Here is a 15,042-nt window from a genome sequence, read left to right on the forward strand (position 1 = left end):
TTTTCTGGACAGTTCGTGTTGTCCAACCGCCCCTACTGGTGAAGCTGCTCACGCGTACGGAACGCTGCTCTCAGGTTCGGCAGCCGCGCCGCGAAAGGGGCACGGCGGCCGAGCCACCGGTCCTCCCACCCCGGAACAGCGACCGAAGGGGAACGCGTTGACCGCCCTCGCCGAGCAAAGCGCCATTGACGTGACATCGCTCGCGCTGGAGATCACCGGCCAGTGCCAGAACACCTGCCCCATGCACTGCTACGCCCGGTCCGGGCCGGCCAAGGGCCACGGAACCATGACCCACGAGGACTGGTTCACGCTCCTGGACCAGGCCGCCGGCCTCGGCATCACCGCGGTGCAGTACATCGGCGGGGAACCGACCCGCCACTCCCGCCTGCCCCAACTCATCGGCCATGCCGTGTCCTTGGGCATCCGAGTAGAGGTGTTCTCCAACTTGGTCCACATCCGCCCGTCGATGTGGCACGCGTTCGCACACACCGGTGTCACCCTCGCCACCTCCTACTACAGCGACGACGCGGCCGAGCACGAGAAGATCACCGGCGGGCGCGGCTCTTACGCCCGCACGAAGGCGAATATCTCCGAAGCCGTCCAGCGGGGCATCCCACTGCGCGTCGGCGTCATCCACGTACTCGACCGGCAGAACACCGATGGCGCCCTTGCCGAACTGCGGGGACTCGGCGTCACAGGAGAGGTCGGCGTGGACCGGGTACGCGCCATCGGCAACGGCGATACCGCAGGTCCTGGCATCCGCGACCCTTCGGAACTGTGCGGACGCTGCGGCGCCGGCCGCGCCGCCGTCAGCCCCGATGGCATCGTCACCCCGTGTGTCATGTCCCGCTGGATGGTTGCCGGAGACGTCCGGCGGCAGCCCCTCGCCGGCATCTTGACCGGGTCGGCGTGGGCGGACCGTATGGCCGCGATCCCACGCGCCGCGGGGAACTGCGTGCCGGACACCTGCACCCCCAGAGAAGACTCCTGCCAACCTTCACCGGGCGTGGACCCGTGCGTTCCCAAGGACTCGCCCTGTGGGCCCGGCAAGCCCGCGTGCCTGCCCAAGTTCCCGCACCATCCGGAGGCCTGAGACATGACGCTGCCCGACTGGAAGCCCCACGCCGAGCGTCTGGCCGCCGAGGTCACCCACCCGCAGTCCCGCTGGCGCCCGGCGGTGGCATCGACGCCACGTCATGTCTTCGTGCCCCGCTGGTGGGGGGACGGAGCGGACGGCAGAACGCTGGGTGACGGCGCGAGCGGTCCTCGGCGGTGGATGCGCGTCGCCTACAGCAACACCTCTCTCGTCACGCGGATCGGTTCCCGTCACGCCGACCACGCCGAGCCGGGCGAGAAGGCGGACGGTCTGCCCACGTCCTCCTCCACGCTGCCCTGGCTGGTGGTGCGGATGTACCAACACGCGAGGATCGCCGACGCCTCCCGTGTCCTCGTGACCGCCGGCTCCGGCTACGGCACCGCCCTGGCCTGCCGCCGACTGGCGGACAGACAAGTCACCAGCATCGACGTAGACCCGTACCTGGTCGCGGCAGCGGCCGAACGGCTCGACACGATCGGGCTGCGCCCCACTGTCCGGGTCTGCGACATCACCGGCCCGCTCCCGGGCACGTACGACCGCATCGTCGCGACCGTCTCCCTGCCGTCGATCCCCGCCTCGTTGCCGGCCGCGCTGAACCCCGGCGGCCGTCTGGTCACCACCCTCGCCGGCACCGGTCTGGTCCTCACCGCCGACAAGACCGAGGACGGCGGCGCGGTCGGACAGATCGAGTGCGAGGGCGCGGGGTTCATGAGCGCACGCCATGGCGAGGACTACCCGCCAGACCTGTTCGACGTGATGGGGGACTTCGAGGAGAAGGACGACGGCGAAGAGTCCGTCAGCCCTTACCCCGTCATCGATGTCCAGCAAGCGTGGGAACTGTGGTCGACTTTCTCATTGGAAGTTCCGGGCGTAGAACACCGTTTCCGGCAGGGCCAAGGCCGCGGAACGGCATGGATGGCCCACCCGGACGGCTCTTGGGCAAAGGCCTCGGCCATGCGGGACGAACCCGCTCGCGTCATCCAGGGAGGCCCCCGCCGCCTGTGGGATGAACTGGACCGCATCCGCCGCCGATGGCTCGTGGACGGGCGGCTCTACACCTACGGTGCGCGGGCGAGCATCACACCGGACGGCGTGCTGACCCTCTCGCGCGGCGGCTGGTCCGTGACCGTCGGCTGACCGGCCGCACACCGTCACGACGGCCCGACCCGGATGCGGGGAACAAGTGAATGGGGAGCGCATGAAAGAGAGTTACGGTCTTATGGTCCGGTTCACGCTGCGCGACGCCGACGCGGCATCGTCGTTCGACGCGCTGGTCGCCCGGACGCTGAAAGGCATCGATGCGGGGGAGCCGGGGACGCTCGTCTATGTCAGCCACCGCAGCCGGGACGAGCCGCTCGTCCGTGTCTTCTACGAGCTGTACGCCGACCGCGCCTCCTTCGACGCGCACGAGCGACAGCCCCACACGCAGCACTTCCTGGCCGAGCGTGAGCAGTACGTTTCCAGCGTCGAGGTGACCTTCCTCGACGCGGTCGCCGGGAAGGTGCGGGCTCAGCGGTGACGGTGGAGCGGCGGCACGGGCCGTAGGGACAGCGTGGGAGTTTCGTAAGCCGCCGAGTGCACATCCATGGACACGTCAAGGCCCCGCCTTCACGATATGAGCCCCGGCTTGGAGGTGGCTACGTGGACAGACGGCAACTGCTCGGTTCCGGCGCCGCGTTGGCGGCTTCTCTCGCGCTCGGCGGGACAGCGGCCACGGCGCGGGCCACGGCGGCGGGCGGGTCGTACGACGACATCCGCGGGGTGCTGCGCCGCGTGGCCGATCACTGGATCGGGGCGCACGGCGATCCCGGGGACAACGGGTGGGCGCGGGCCACGTTCTTCAGTGGGTTGATGGCGCTGTACCGGCTGACCGGGGAGGACCGTTATCTCGCGTACGCGCGCGGGTGGGCCGAGAAGCACGCGTACGGGCTCAAGGGCGGCGTCGCGACCCGGCACGCGGACAATCAGTGCGCGGGGCAGACGTATCTCGATCTGTACGCGGTGGACCGGGACCCGGATCAGATCGAGGCCATCGGGGAGTCGGTGCGCCGCATGGCGGGAGGGGAGCAGCCCGGCAAGGACGACGACTGGTGGTGGGACGACGCGCTGCACATGGCCATGCCGCCCTTCGCGCGGATGGGGCTGCTGCGCGGGGACGCCCCCTACTGGGACAAGCTGCACCGGCTCTACACGCACACCGCGGGGGCCGAGGGCGGGCCGGGGCTGCTCGACGTGGGGAGCGGGCTGTGGTTCCGGGACAAGCGGTTCCTGCCTGGTGGAATCGTTTCTCCCGGCGGCAGGCCCGTTCTGTGGTCGCGGGGCAACGGATGGGTGGCGGGCGGGCTCGTCAAGACGCTGAAGGCGCTGCCGCGCACCGCCGCGCACGTACCCGAGTACCGGGCCGCCCTGGTGCGGCTGCTGCGCGCCGCCCGTGCGGTGCAGCGCGATGACGGGTTCTGGAACGTCAGCCTCGCCGACCCCGCCCACTTCCCCGGCCCGGAGACCAGCGGCACGGCCTTCCTCGCCTACGGCACGGCGTACGCGCTGCGGGCCGGGCTCGTGCCCGCCCGCGACTTCGAGGCGGTCGCCGTCCGAGCCTGGCGCGGGCTCGTCACCGCCGCCGTGCACCCCGACGGGTTCCTCGGCTACGTACAGGGCACCGGCGACCGGCCCGAGTCCGGTCAGCCCGTCGGCTACGGGAGCACCGCGGACTTCGGCGTCGGGGCGTTCCTGCTGGCCGGGACGGAACTGGCGTTGCTCGCCCGCAGCGGAGAAACCCGCGTCACCCGCGCTACCCGCGTCACACCCTGATCACCGTCTTGCCGCGCGCCCGGCCGCTGCGGCTCGCGGCGAGGGCTGCCGGGGCCTCCTCCAAGGTCGTCTCGTGGCCTATGAGGACCGTCAGCCGGCCCTCGTCGAGCTCAGTGGCGAGCGTGGAGAGGAGCGCGGAGGACGGCGTGTTCTCGGCGTTCAGGGCGCGTACGCCGTGCGGTTCCAGGGCTGTGGCGTCCGCCGCGCCGATGGTGGAGGCGACCGTTCCGCCCGACCGTACGATCCGGGACAGGTCGGTCAGCGCGGCCGTGTCGTCGACCAGGTCGATGATGACGTCCACCCCCTCCGGGTGCGCGGAGAGCACCTGGTCGGCGACCGGGCCCGTGCTGTGGTCGATGGTCGCGGCCGCACCGAGGTCGCACATCAGGACGGCGGCGCCCGGCCGGGCCGTGACGATCACCTCGGCGCCGCGCCCGGCCGCGAACTGGGTCGCGAACGTCCCCACTCCGCCCGTCGCGCCGACGATCAGCACCCGGCTCCCCTCCCGTACGCCCGCCTCCTCGACCAGGTTCCACGCGGTCATCCCGGCGGTCGGCAGCGCGGCGGCGGTCATCAGCGTGGCGCGCGAGGGCGCGGGGGCCACCGCCTCCTCCGCGGTCGCCGCGAAGTCCGCGTACGAGCCGCCGCCCGCGCCCACCCGCATGAACTGGCCGAACACCCGGTCGCCCAATGCGAACCGGTCGGCCCCCGGCCCGACGGCCACCACCTCGCCCGCCCCGTCCACGCCGAGCACCAGCGGGAAGGCGTGCGGCACGGCGTCCCGCAGCATGCCGTCCGCGATCTTCCAGTCAATCGGGTTCAGGGCCGCGACGGCGACGCGCACCAGCACCTCGCCGGGGCCGGGTTCGGGCTGCGGCAGATCCATGACCTGCGGCTCCGCACCGAATTCCGTGACCGCGACTGCCCGCATGGTGATCTCCGATTCGTCTCCGCCCAGCCATCTGGTCCCGTTGCGTCCAACCCTCTCCCCGCCGCGCCCCCACCGCCACCGCTGGGCCGGAACGGGTGGCTTTGCTCACTCTTGATCGCCCTCGCGGTCGCGCAGTACGCCAAGCAGGTGATAATGGGGCAGGCCCACGCATCCCCAGCTGAGAGCGAGACCCCGCCGTGTTGCGCAACGGACTGGAGCCCTGGCACCTGATCGTCCTGGTCGTGGTGGCCCTCCTGGTGTTCGGATCGAAGAAGCTGCCCGATATCGCCCGCGGCCTCGGCAAGTCCGCGCGCATCCTGAAGTCCGAGGCGCGCGCCATGCGCTCCGAGGACTCCCCGAAGACCTCGCCCGCCGAGCCGGCCGCCGCCCCGACCGTCACCCCCGGCCCGCCCGCCGCGGACACCGCGCAGGGGCACCCCGACACCGACCGCGTGCGCACCGCCGCGGAACAGCAGCCGCACCGCCAGTCCGCCTGAGCGGCGGTCGGCAGCACTTCGAGTTCCGGTTTCACCAGATCGCCGGACGGTCCCGCCAGACCGTCCGGCGATCTGGCGTGGTGGCTGATTCACGACTGATCTACGGGGTGAACAAGCGCTCCGTCGCCGGCTGATTCCCCTCCCGGGGGAACTTCGGGGAGCGCGAGCCAAGGCCCGGCGGCGTCCGGTGGGTCTCCGGTGACCCGGTCACCCCATGCTCCGGCGGATTCGGGCCGTGCGTTTCGATCGATACGCGCGGCGTCGGACTCGGCGTGCCGGCCGGGGCCACCGGCAGCGGAGCGCGTTCGGCGCCGCCCGACCGGACCGCGCCCACGGCCATGGTCACCGCGGCCACGACGGCCACCACCCCGGCCGCGGAGAGCGCCGCCCGGCGGCGGCGCAGGCGCCGGCCGCCCTGGATGGCCGCGTCCGTCACGCTGGGCAGCGAAGGCTCCGGCCGCGCGTCGAGGACATCGCGGAAGGCGGCGTGCAGAGCCTCGTCGTCGTGCTCGTCCATACTTCGACTCACCTGCCGGACCTCCCCGTCGATTCGCTGGTCAGGCCCTCGACGATGGTGCGGAGCCGGGTCAGCCCGCGGGCGCTCTGGCTCTTGACCGTCCCCGGCGATATCCGCAGCGCCTGCGCGGTCTGCTCCACGGTCCAGTCCTCCCAGAACCGCAGGACCAGCACGGCCCGGTAGCGGGGCGACAATTCCATCAGGGCCTCCTGCATCATCAGTCGCAACTCTGGTGCGTGCGGCGCGGTGGAGGTCATATCGGGCGGTTCGCCCACCGGATCCTCCCGCCAGCATCCTTTGCGCCGCTGGTCGATGAAAGTACGGGTCAGGATGGTACGTGCGTACGCGTCCACGTTGCCGTCCTTGCGGACCCGGCCCCACGCCGCGTAGAGCTTCATCAACGCGGCCTGGGTCAGGTCCTGGGCCTGGTGCCAGTCCCCGCACAGGAGGTAGGCGCTGCGCCGGAGATGCGCCTGCCGCGTCTCGGCGAACTCCCGGAACTCCCGCTCCCGGACCGCTTCCCTCACCACGTGCCGACCCTTCGGTACTCCGGTCCCCCGCCGCTTCGCTTGCGCGGTGCCCTTTTCTATACATACGGGGCACAGCGCGAGGAGGTTGCATGGTTCGGCGGGAAGATTTCTCCCGTTACGGGGCGCAACGTGTCGGGGCGCAACGTGTCCGGGCGCAACGTGTCCGGGCGCGCTTTCCGTACTCCTCTCACACCAGGGCTCACACCAGGGCTCATGCGCCGCGGGCCGCTGCCGGTGGCCCGGCCCCGCCCGGCTCCGGGGGGCGGGTTCGCCATGTTTGTCATCGGGACGGCCGGGAAACCCGTAGCCACCGTGGGCACGAAACGGAATGTCGAGATCCAGCGGCCGGAGAAGGTGCTCTTCCCCGAGGACGGCGGCGACGGCATCACCAAGGCCGACCTCGCCGAGCACTACCGGGCGGTCGCCCCGCTGATGCTGCCGCACCTGCGCGGGCGGCCGATCATGATGGAACGGCACCCCGACGGCATCGGCGGCAAGCCCCTGATGCAGAAGAACGCGCCGGACTACTTCCCCGACTGGGTACGGCGGGCCGTACTGCTCAAGGAGGGCGGCAAGGTCACGCACGTCGTGTGCGACAACCAGGCGACGCTCCTCTACCTCGCCGACCAGGCGTGCGTCACCCCGCACCGCTGGCTCTCCCGCGCGGACCGCCCCGACCACCCGGACGTACTCGTCTTCGACCTCGACCCGCCCGGCGAGGGCGACTTCGAGACGGTGCGCTGGGCGGCGCGGCGCGTATGCGAACTGCTCGACGCCGTGCGGCTGCCGACCCGGCTGATGACGACGGGCTCGCGCGGCCTCCACGTCCTCTCGCCGCTCGACCGGCAGTCGGACTTCGACTCCGTACGGGCCTTCGCCCGCGATGTCGCCGAGGAACTGGAGCGCCGGCATCCGGACCGGCTGACGACGGCGGCCCGCAAGGCGGACCGGGGCGGGCGTCTGTATCTGGACACCCAGCGCAACGGCTACGCGCAGACCGCCGTGTCCCCGTATGCAGTACGGGCCCGGCCGGGCGCCCCGGTCGCCGTCCCCATCGCCGCCGCCGAACTGGACGACCCCGAACTGCGCCCCGACCGCTGGACGTTGCGGACCGTCGGCGAGCGCCTGGAGGCCGATCCGTGGTCCGGTACGCCCTTCAGAGGCCGGTCTCTGCGCGCGGCGGCGGCGCGGCTCGGGAGGGTCTGAAGGCGCAACACGCCGGGTGGCGGCTAGCCTTACGTATCCGTCCTCCTCGGGGACTTTTCCCCGCACTACGGACATAAATCGCACCCGAGACACGTGAAGGACTGCTCCACATGGGCATTCGGAGTCTGCTGCGGAATGCGTTCGGCCGGTCCAAGACCGGCCGGAACGACGGGTCGCCCACCGAGGCCGCGCCGGGCGCGGCCGGGACGGATACCGGGTCGGCTACCGGGTCGGCTGCCGGGTCGGCTGCCGCCGGGGGAACGGTGGACGGCGGCTCGGCCACCGCCGGTTCCGCTGACACCGGTTCGGCCGGCGCCGGCGGAACAGTCGCCGCTGCCACAAGCGTTTCTGACGCCGAGTCAGCCAGTACGGTCGAGCCGTCGACCGCTCTTACGGACACGGCTGCCGCCGACAGCTCGCGCATGTCCACGGTGACGGATTATCTGACCGACAGCGACGCCGGCCGCTCCGCTTCGGCGGGGATCGAGCGCGGTTCAGCCGCCGGTTCGGCTGCCGCCGAAGACTCGCCGGCCACTCACGTGGATACAGCTGACGCCGGTTCGGCATTGGCCGACAGCACCGCTTCAGCAGCAGACGAGCGCGGCTCCGCCGCAGACACGGCTGACGCCGGATCGATCAGCGCCGGAAGCACCGCCGGGACGGTGGACGAGGCGATCGTCACCGCCGACACAGCTGACGCCGGATCGGCTGCCGCCGAGGGAACGCCGACCGCTGTCGCGGAGTCGGCTGACGCCGGATCGGTCCGCGCCGAAAGCACCGCTGCAACGGTGGACGAGGCGACCGCCACCGCCGGCACGGCTGCCGCCGGGGGCTCGCTGACAGTCCTCGAAACGCCCGCCGAGGCCGGTACGGTCTCCGCCGACTCGGCTGCCGCCGAAGACTCGTTGACCGCTGTCGCGGCAACGGCCGACGCCGGATCGGCTGCCGCCGAGGGCTTGCTGACCACTCACGCGGACGCGTCCGAAGCCGGTTCGACTTCGGTCGAAAGCGCCGTTTCAGCGGCGGACGAGCGCGGCTCCGACGCAGGTTCGGCTACCGCCGAAAGCTCCGCTTCAGCGGCGGGCGAGGTGACGTCCTCCGCGGACGTGGCTGACGCCGGTACGGCTGCTGCCGAGAGCTCGCTGACCGTTCACACCGCGGACGCGGCCGACGCCAGTACGAGTGCCACCGAGAGCACGGCCGTCGCCGAGGGCGCACTGACCGCTCACGCCACAGACTCAACCGACACCAGCACCAGCACCGCCGACAGCAAGACCACCGCCGAGAACTCACTGACCACCCACGCCACAGACACCACCGAGACCGGTTCCGCAGCCGTGGGCGGTGAAAGTGGCGGGTCTCGGGAAGCCTCGGGGACGGTGCTCACCGAGGCCGGGGGGCCCACCGTTCCCGCTCCCTCCCACGAGCCGAACCCCGCCGGAGGCAGTGGCGGCAAGAGGGTGTTCCCCACGCAGACCACCGGTGAGCGGGTGCCCGACCCCGGGCCGCTCTCGCCGATTCCGGACCCGGCTCCGGGGCCGGACGTGCCGAAGCCGGACCCGGAGCCCACCCCGGTGCCGGACCCGAATCCGACACCCAAGCCGGACCCCCGTCCGGCGCCCGGACCCGACCCGGAGCCGCGGCCGCTTCCGGACCCGGCGCCCGCGCCGACGCCCCAGCCCGCGCCCGCCGGAGAGCCCCTCACCACAGACGAAGTCACAGACGAAGCCGTAGCAGCCGGAGCCGGAACCGCAACAGCCGAAGCCCCCGCCCCGGACCGTCGGGACCACCCCCTCGCCCCCCTCCTCGAAGCCGCCGGCACCGCGCTCGGGAAGCAGGGGCTCACCGGGCAGCGGGCCGTCGTCTATCTCGTGCTCGACCGGTCCGGGTCGATGCGGAACTACTACAAGGACGGCACCGTCCAACACCTCGCCGAGCAGGCGCTGGGGCTGTCCGCCAACCTCGACGACGCCGCGGTCGTCCCCGTCGTCTTCTTCTCCACGGACGTGGACGGCACCGCCGACATCGGGCTCGACGACTACGCCGACCGCATCACGGAGCTGCACGCGGGGCTCGGGCACATGGGGCGTACGAACTACCACTGGGCGATCAACGCCGTCGTGGAGCACTACGAGAAGTCGGGGGCGGCCGACCCCGCGCTGGTGATCTTCCAGACGGACGGGGCGCCCACCGGCAAGGCCGCCGCCGAGAAGGCGCTGTGCGAGGCGGCGCGGCTGCCGATCTTCTGGCAGTTCGTGGGGTTCGGGGACCCGGCGGCGAAGGGGTTCGACTTCCTGCGGAAGCTGGACGACCTGGCCGTGCCCGAGAAGCGGGCGGTCGACAACGCGGGGTTCTTCCACGCGGGGCTCGACCCGCGGGCGCTGTCGCACGCGGACCTCTACCGGGAGCTCATGATCGAGTTCCCGGAGTGGCTGACCGAGGCGCGCGCCGCCGGGATTCTCGGCCGCTAGTCTCGCCCAGCCGGACCGTCACCGTGAGGCCGCCTCCAGGGTTGGGGGCGGCCTCCGCCGCGCCGCCGTGGGCGCGGGCGATGGACCGTACGATCGACAGGCCCAGCCCGGTGCCGGCCGCCGAGCCGAGCCGGTCCCGGCCGTCGCCGCGCCGGAAGGGTTCGAAGAGGTCGGCGACCTCGTCGGCCTCGATGAACGGCCCGGTGTTGCGTACGGTCAGCAGCCGCGGCCCCACCCGGACGTCGACGGTGCCGCCCTCGTGGTTGTGGATGACGGCGTTGCGCAGCAGATTGCCGGTCAGCTGGGCCAGCAGCACCCGGTTGCCCCACACCTGCGCGTCCGTGGAGTAGACCGTCAGCTTCACCCCGGCCCGTTCCGCGCGGCCCCGGACGGCGGCGGTCTCCTCCGCGACCACGTCCGCGAGGTTCAGCCGGTCGCGGCTCTCCAGGCCGCGCTCGCTGCGCGCGAGCACCAGCAGCCCGTCGATGAGGCGTTCGCTGCGCCGGTTGGTGGCCAGCAGCGTCGCCTTCGTCTCGGCCAGTTCCTCCGCCGATGGGCGGCCGCCCTCCAGCCCGACCTGGATGGCGGCGCGCTGCGTGGCGAGCGGGGTGCGCAGTTCGTGCGAGGCGTTGGCGATGAACCGGCGCTGGCTGTCGAACGCCCCCTGCAACCGCCCCAGCAGCGCGTCGAGGGTGTCGGCCAGTTCCTTCAGCTCGTCGGCGGGGCCGCTCTGGTCGATGCGCTCGTGCAGGTTCCGTTCGGAGATCCGCCGCGCCTTGGCCGTCATGACGTGTACGGGCCGCAGCATCCGGCCCGCCGTCCACCAGCCGACGCCGACCGCGAGCAGCGCGGTGACCAGCAGCGCCACCACCGACCAGAAGACCAGTTGCTGCGAGGCGGCCTGGCTGACGCCGTCGGAGACCTGGGCGATCTCCCGCATCCGGCGCACCTTGGCGACCACCGGCTCCTCGGTGGCGCTCGGCGACGTCGCCGCGGGGAAGCGGTGCACCGGTACGTACAGCTCCACCGGAGCGCCCGTACGGGCCTGGGCCTGGGAGCGGATGTGGCCGGCCCGTTCCTGGGTGCCGGCGCTGGAGAGGACATTGACGAAGATCAGCAGCGCGGTGGCCAGCACCAGGAAGACCCCGCCGAAGACGACGGCGACCCGGGTGCGGACCTTGTGGCCGTGCGGGCGCTTCGCCAGCGTCCCGCGCATGGCGCGGACCCGGCTCACAGCGCGTACCCGACGCCCTGCTCCGTGCGGATCAGGGCGGGTTCGCCGAGTTTTCCGCGCAGTTTGCTCATGGCGACGCGGACCGCGCCCGTGAACGGGTCGGCGTTCGCGTCCCAGGCCCGTTCCAGCAGCTCCTCGGCGCTGACCGTCGCGCCGTCGGCCTCCAGCAGGATCTGGAGGACCGCGAACTCCTTCGGGGAGAGGTCCAGCACCGCCCCGTCCCGCGTGGCGGTGCGCCGCACGGTGTCCAGGACCAGGCCGGAACGTTCCAGCACCGGCGGCGTGGGGCGGGCGCTGCGCCGCCGCAGCGCCCGTACGCGCGAGATCAGCTCGGGGAACTCGAACGGTTTGGGCAGATAGTCGTCCGCCCCCAGGTCGAGGCCGGACACCCGGTCCTCCATGGAGCCCGCGGCGGTCAGCATCAGGATGCGGGTGCGGGAGCCGGCGGCGACGAGCCGGCGGGTGACCTCGTCGCCGTGCACGCGCGGCAGATCGCGGTCGAGGACGACCACGTCGTAGTCGTGCAGCCCGAGGTAGGCGAGGGCGGCGTCCCCGCTGTAGACGGTGTCCACGGCGAAGCCGGCCCGGCGCAGGCCGGTCGCGACCAGCTCCGCCAGTACTTCCTCGTCCTCGGCGACCAGTACCCGCATGATGGCGTTCATCTCCCTCTGCACCCTTCGCCCCCTTCCAGGATGCGGGTGTACAGGAGGAGATGTTTCGCGAACGTCTCCCCCGGTGCGGTGCATGTCTCTCCCGGCGCCGCGAATGTCTCCCCCGGCGCCGTGGATGTCCCGATCGGGCCGGTGGGCGGGAAAATCGGGGGCGGGTGGTCCGGCGCCCTCCGATACGATATTGACGACCCGCGGTGGATTCGCGGGCCAAATTGTCACACCCGGTACCGACTTGGGAGCAGCCTGCAATGGCTCGACACCTCATCACCAGCGCCCTTCCGTATATCAACGGGATCAAGCACCTGGGCAACATGGTGGGGTCCATGCTCCCGGCGGACGTGTACTCCCGGTACCTCCGCCAGCGCGGCCACGACGTCCTGTACATCTGCGCCACCGACGAGCACGGCACCCCCGCCGAGCTGGCCGCCAAGGACGCCGGGCTGCCGGTGGCCGACTTCTGCGCCCAGCAGCACGACGCGCAGCGGGCGGTCTACGACGGCTTCGCGCTCGCCTTCGACCACTTCGGCCGCAGCTCCTCGCCGCAGAACATCGAGATCACCCAGCACTTCGCGCGCAAGCTGCACGAGAACGGCTTCATCGAGGAACGGGCGATCCGCCAGGTCTTCTCCCTCGCCGACGACCGCTTCCTCCCGGACCGGTACATCGTCGGCACGTGTCCGCACTGCGGTTACGACAAGGCGCGCGGCGACCAGTGCGAGAACTGCACCCGGGTGCTGGACCCCACGGACCTCATCGAGCCGCGCTCCGCGATCAGCGGCAGCGGGGAGCTGGAGGTCCGCGAGACCAAGCACCTCTTCCTCCTCCAGTCGAAGTTGGCGGCGGAGGTCGAGGCGTGGATCGACGTGGTCGGCGACGAGTGGCCCACGCTCTCCTCGTCCATCGCCCGCAAGTGGCTGACCGAGGGGCTGCACGACCGCGCGATCACCCGCGACCTGGACTGGGGCGTGCCGGTGCCGGCCGACGTCTGGCCGGAGCTGGCGGCCGAGGGCAAGGTCTTCTACGTCTGGTTCGACGCCCCCATCGAGTACATCGCGGCGACGAAGGAGTGGCAGGACTCGGCCGATGACGGTTCCCGCGACTGGAAGTCATGGTGGTACGAGGCCGACGACGTCCGTTACACGGAGTTCATGGGCAAGGACAACGTCCCGTTCCACACGGTGATGTTCCCGGCCACCGAGATCGGCACCCGCGAGCCGTGGAAGCGCGTCGACTACGTCAAGAGCTTCAACTGGCTGAACTACTACGGCGGCAAGTTCTCCACGTCGCAGAAGCGCGGCATCTTCACCGGCGACGCCCTGGAGATCCTGCCCGCCGACTACTGGCGCTACTTCATGATGGCGAACGCCCCCGAGTCGGACGACACGTCCTTCTCCTGGGAGCTGTTCTCCTCCGTGGTCAACAAGGACCTCGCCGACACCCTCGGCAACTTCGTCAACCGCGTGCTGTCCTTCTCCCGCAAGCGCTTCGGCGACGCGGTGCCGGCGGGCAGCGCGCCGGGCGAGGCCGAGCGGAAGCTGGGCGAGCAGATCGCCGAGCTGCTCGCCGAGTACGAGGGCCACATGGAGGCGCTCCAGTTCCGCAAGGCGGCCGCCGCGCTGCGGGCGCTGTGGAGCGCGGGCAACTCCTACCTGGAGGAGAAGGCCCCCTGGCTGGAGATCAAGACCGACCAGGAGGGCGCGGCGCTGACGCTGCGTACGGCGATGAACCTCATCCACCTGTACGCGGTGGTCTCCGAGCCGTTCATCCCGGCCTCGGCGAAGGCGATGCGCTCGGCGTTCGCGCTGGCCGACGACTCGGCGACGTGGGTCACGGCCGACGAGGCCAGGGCGCTGGCGTCCGTGCCCGTGGGCACGGACTTCACGGTGCCGCCGGTGCTCTTCGCCAAGATCACGGATGAGGACCTGGAGGGCTACCGCGCCCGGTTCGGCGGCGAGGAGGCCGCGCCGCCCGCCGAATAGCGAGTAGCGAGTAGCGGTACGTACGCGCGTACGGACGAGGACCACCCTCACAGGGGCCGGAAGGCCGCCCTGTGAGGGTGGTCTTTTTCTTGCCGCCGATCGCCGACGCTTGCGGCCGATCGACACCGATCGGCGCCGATCACCGCCGATCGACACCGATCCGCCGCCGATCCGCCGCCGGGGGTGTTGGGCGCGTCACCGCCGGGGCTAGGGTCGCCCCGAGCTCGGTTGTGTGACACGACGAGACGCCCCGAGTGCCCTTGAATACTCCGGTTATGTGAACGTTCGGGCACCAGATGCACACCTGATGGGCACAACGTCAGTGACCCGTTGATCGTTCGGCAATCTTTTGTTGAGCACTACCGAGCACTCTGGGACTGTCGCTATACGGGGGAAGACAAGGAACAGAACACCAGTGCTCGAAAAACGCGTCACGGTGGTCGTCCACGCCGCGGACCCGCTCAGCCGGGCCGGGGTCATCAGCCACCTGCAACATCAGCCCACCGTCGAACTCCTGGAGCGCCCCGGTACGACCGCCGGGGAGGAGCCGCGCGGCACCGTCGCCGTCGCGCTCGTCGACCGTGTCGACGAGGCGGCCGGAGCCGAGCTGAGACGCCTCGTCAGAGGCGGGGAGCAGCGCGTGGTGCTGATCGCGAGCGAACTGCGCGAGCCGGAACTGATGACCGTCGTGGAGTACGGCGTACGCGCCATCCTCTGGCGCCACCAGGCCACGCCGCAGAAACTGCTGCGCGCCGTGCACAGCGCGGCACGCGGCGAGGGGGAGCTGCCGCCCGACCTGATCAACAGACTGCTGACCCAGGTCGGGCGGCTGCGGCGGTCCGCCATGGACTCCGCCTCGTCCTCGTTCGTACCGACGCTGGGCATGGCGCCCCGCGAGGTGGACGTACTGCGGCTGGTCGCGGAGGGCATGGACACCCGGCAGATCTCGGAGAAGCTCGCCTACTCCGAGCGGACCGTGAAGAACGTCCTGCACGCCCTGATGACGCGGCTGCAACTGCACAACCGCGCGCACGCCGTCGCGTACGCGCTGCGGGAGGGATACATCTGATGGCACCGAGGCGACATTCGGGGGACAGCA

The 15,042-nt window shown here is 71.3% G+C and carries 14 protein-coding genes; 9 read left to right on the plus strand and 5 right to left on the minus strand.

The window, feature by feature from the left end; all coding sequences use genetic code 11:
• Positions 1–157 precede the first annotated feature (157 nt).
• From AB0I22_RS00635 to AB0I22_RS00650, 4 genes are all read left to right on the plus strand, one after another.
• Entirely contained in the window at positions 158–1,093 is a 936-nt protein-coding gene (locus AB0I22_RS00635; protein WP_363128396.1) for a radical SAM protein, read from the plus strand.
• A 3-nt stretch (positions 1,094–1,096) separates the two neighbouring features.
• Positions 1,097–2,233: a protein-L-isoaspartate(D-aspartate) O-methyltransferase gene (locus AB0I22_RS00640; RefSeq protein WP_363128397.1), complete on the plus strand. Its 1,137-nt coding sequence runs from the start codon at positions 1,097–1,099 to the stop codon at positions 2,231–2,233.
• Positions 2,234–2,294: 61 nt separating this feature from the next.
• Positions 2,295–2,615 (plus strand): antibiotic biosynthesis monooxygenase, encoded by a 321-nt coding sequence (locus AB0I22_RS00645; protein ID WP_363128398.1) that lies wholly within the window; start codon positions 2,295–2,297, stop codon positions 2,613–2,615.
• Between the two features lie 122 nt (positions 2,616–2,737).
• Positions 2,738–3,907 carry a glycoside hydrolase family 88 protein gene (locus tag AB0I22_RS00650; RefSeq protein ID WP_363128399.1) on the plus strand — a complete coding sequence of 390 codons (1,170 nt, stop codon included), beginning with the start codon at positions 2,738–2,740 and terminating at the stop codon, positions 3,905–3,907.
• Here AB0I22_RS00650 and AB0I22_RS00655 read toward each other — a convergent pair.
• On the minus strand, positions 3,897–4,838 hold the full coding sequence (locus AB0I22_RS00655) for an NADP-dependent oxidoreductase (RefSeq protein WP_363128400.1): 942 nt from the start codon (positions 4,836–4,838) through the stop codon (positions 3,897–3,899). The genes AB0I22_RS00650 and AB0I22_RS00655 overlap by 11 nt on opposite strands.
• A gap of 197 nt (positions 4,839–5,035) precedes the next feature.
• Here AB0I22_RS00655 and tatA point away from each other — a divergent pair, with 197 nt between their 5' ends.
• The gene (tatA, locus tag AB0I22_RS00660) at positions 5,036–5,335 is read left to right on the plus strand and encodes a Sec-independent protein translocase subunit TatA (protein ID WP_363128401.1); all 300 of its coding nucleotides are present in this window, start codon (positions 5,036–5,038) and stop codon (positions 5,333–5,335) included.
• A 100-nt stretch (positions 5,336–5,435) separates the two neighbouring features.
• On the opposite strand, the gene AB0I22_RS00665 is transcribed toward tatA, so the two are convergent.
• Both AB0I22_RS00665 and AB0I22_RS00670 read right to left on the minus strand, forming a co-directional pair.
• Positions 5,436–5,852, minus strand: a complete 417-nt coding sequence (locus AB0I22_RS00665; RefSeq protein WP_363128402.1) for a hypothetical protein — start codon at positions 5,850–5,852, stop codon at positions 5,436–5,438.
• An 8-nt stretch (positions 5,853–5,860) separates the two neighbouring features.
• The gene (locus tag AB0I22_RS00670; RefSeq protein WP_363128693.1) at positions 5,861–6,379 is read right to left on the minus strand and encodes a SigE family RNA polymerase sigma factor; all 519 of its coding nucleotides are present in this window, start codon (positions 6,377–6,379) and stop codon (positions 5,861–5,863) included.
• A gap of 315 nt (positions 6,380–6,694) precedes the next feature.
• Between AB0I22_RS00670 and ligD the strand changes: the two genes are divergently transcribed.
• The gene (ligD, locus tag AB0I22_RS00675) at positions 6,695–7,588 is read left to right on the plus strand and encodes a non-homologous end-joining DNA ligase (RefSeq protein ID WP_363128403.1); all 894 of its coding nucleotides are present in this window, start codon (positions 6,695–6,697) and stop codon (positions 7,586–7,588) included.
• 422 nt (positions 7,589–8,010) lie between these two features.
• The gene (locus AB0I22_RS00680) at positions 8,011–10,059 is read left to right on the plus strand and encodes a VWA domain-containing protein (protein ID WP_363128404.1); all 2,049 of its coding nucleotides are present in this window, start codon (positions 8,011–8,013) and stop codon (positions 10,057–10,059) included.
• On the opposite strand, the gene AB0I22_RS00685 is transcribed toward AB0I22_RS00680, so the two are convergent.
• Both AB0I22_RS00685 and AB0I22_RS00690 read right to left on the minus strand, forming a co-directional pair.
• Positions 9,998–11,275, minus strand: a complete 1,278-nt coding sequence (locus tag AB0I22_RS00685; protein ID WP_363128694.1) for an ATP-binding protein — start codon at positions 11,273–11,275, stop codon at positions 9,998–10,000. The two genes, AB0I22_RS00680 and AB0I22_RS00685, sit on opposite strands and share 62 nt — an antisense overlap.
• A 14-nt stretch (positions 11,276–11,289) precedes the next feature.
• Positions 11,290–11,943, minus strand: coding sequence for a response regulator transcription factor (locus AB0I22_RS00690; RefSeq protein WP_363128695.1), 654 nt, complete (start codon positions 11,941–11,943; stop codon positions 11,290–11,292).
• 269 nt (positions 11,944–12,212) lie between these two features.
• On the opposite strand from AB0I22_RS00690, the gene metG reads away from it, so the two are divergent.
• Together metG and AB0I22_RS00700 are read left to right on the plus strand one after the other, a co-directional pair.
• The gene (gene metG, locus AB0I22_RS00695) at positions 12,213–13,943 is read left to right on the plus strand and encodes a methionine--tRNA ligase (protein ID WP_363128405.1); all 1,731 of its coding nucleotides are present in this window, start codon (positions 12,213–12,215) and stop codon (positions 13,941–13,943) included.
• 415 nt (positions 13,944–14,358) lie between these two features.
• Entirely contained in the window at positions 14,359–15,012 is a 654-nt protein-coding gene (locus AB0I22_RS00700) for a response regulator transcription factor (protein WP_363128406.1), read from the plus strand.
• Positions 15,013–15,042 lie beyond the last annotated feature (30 nt).

Source organism: Streptomyces sp. NPDC050610 (genome assembly GCF_040654875.1).
GTDB lineage: Bacteria > Actinomycetota > Actinomycetes > Streptomycetales > Streptomycetaceae > Streptomyces.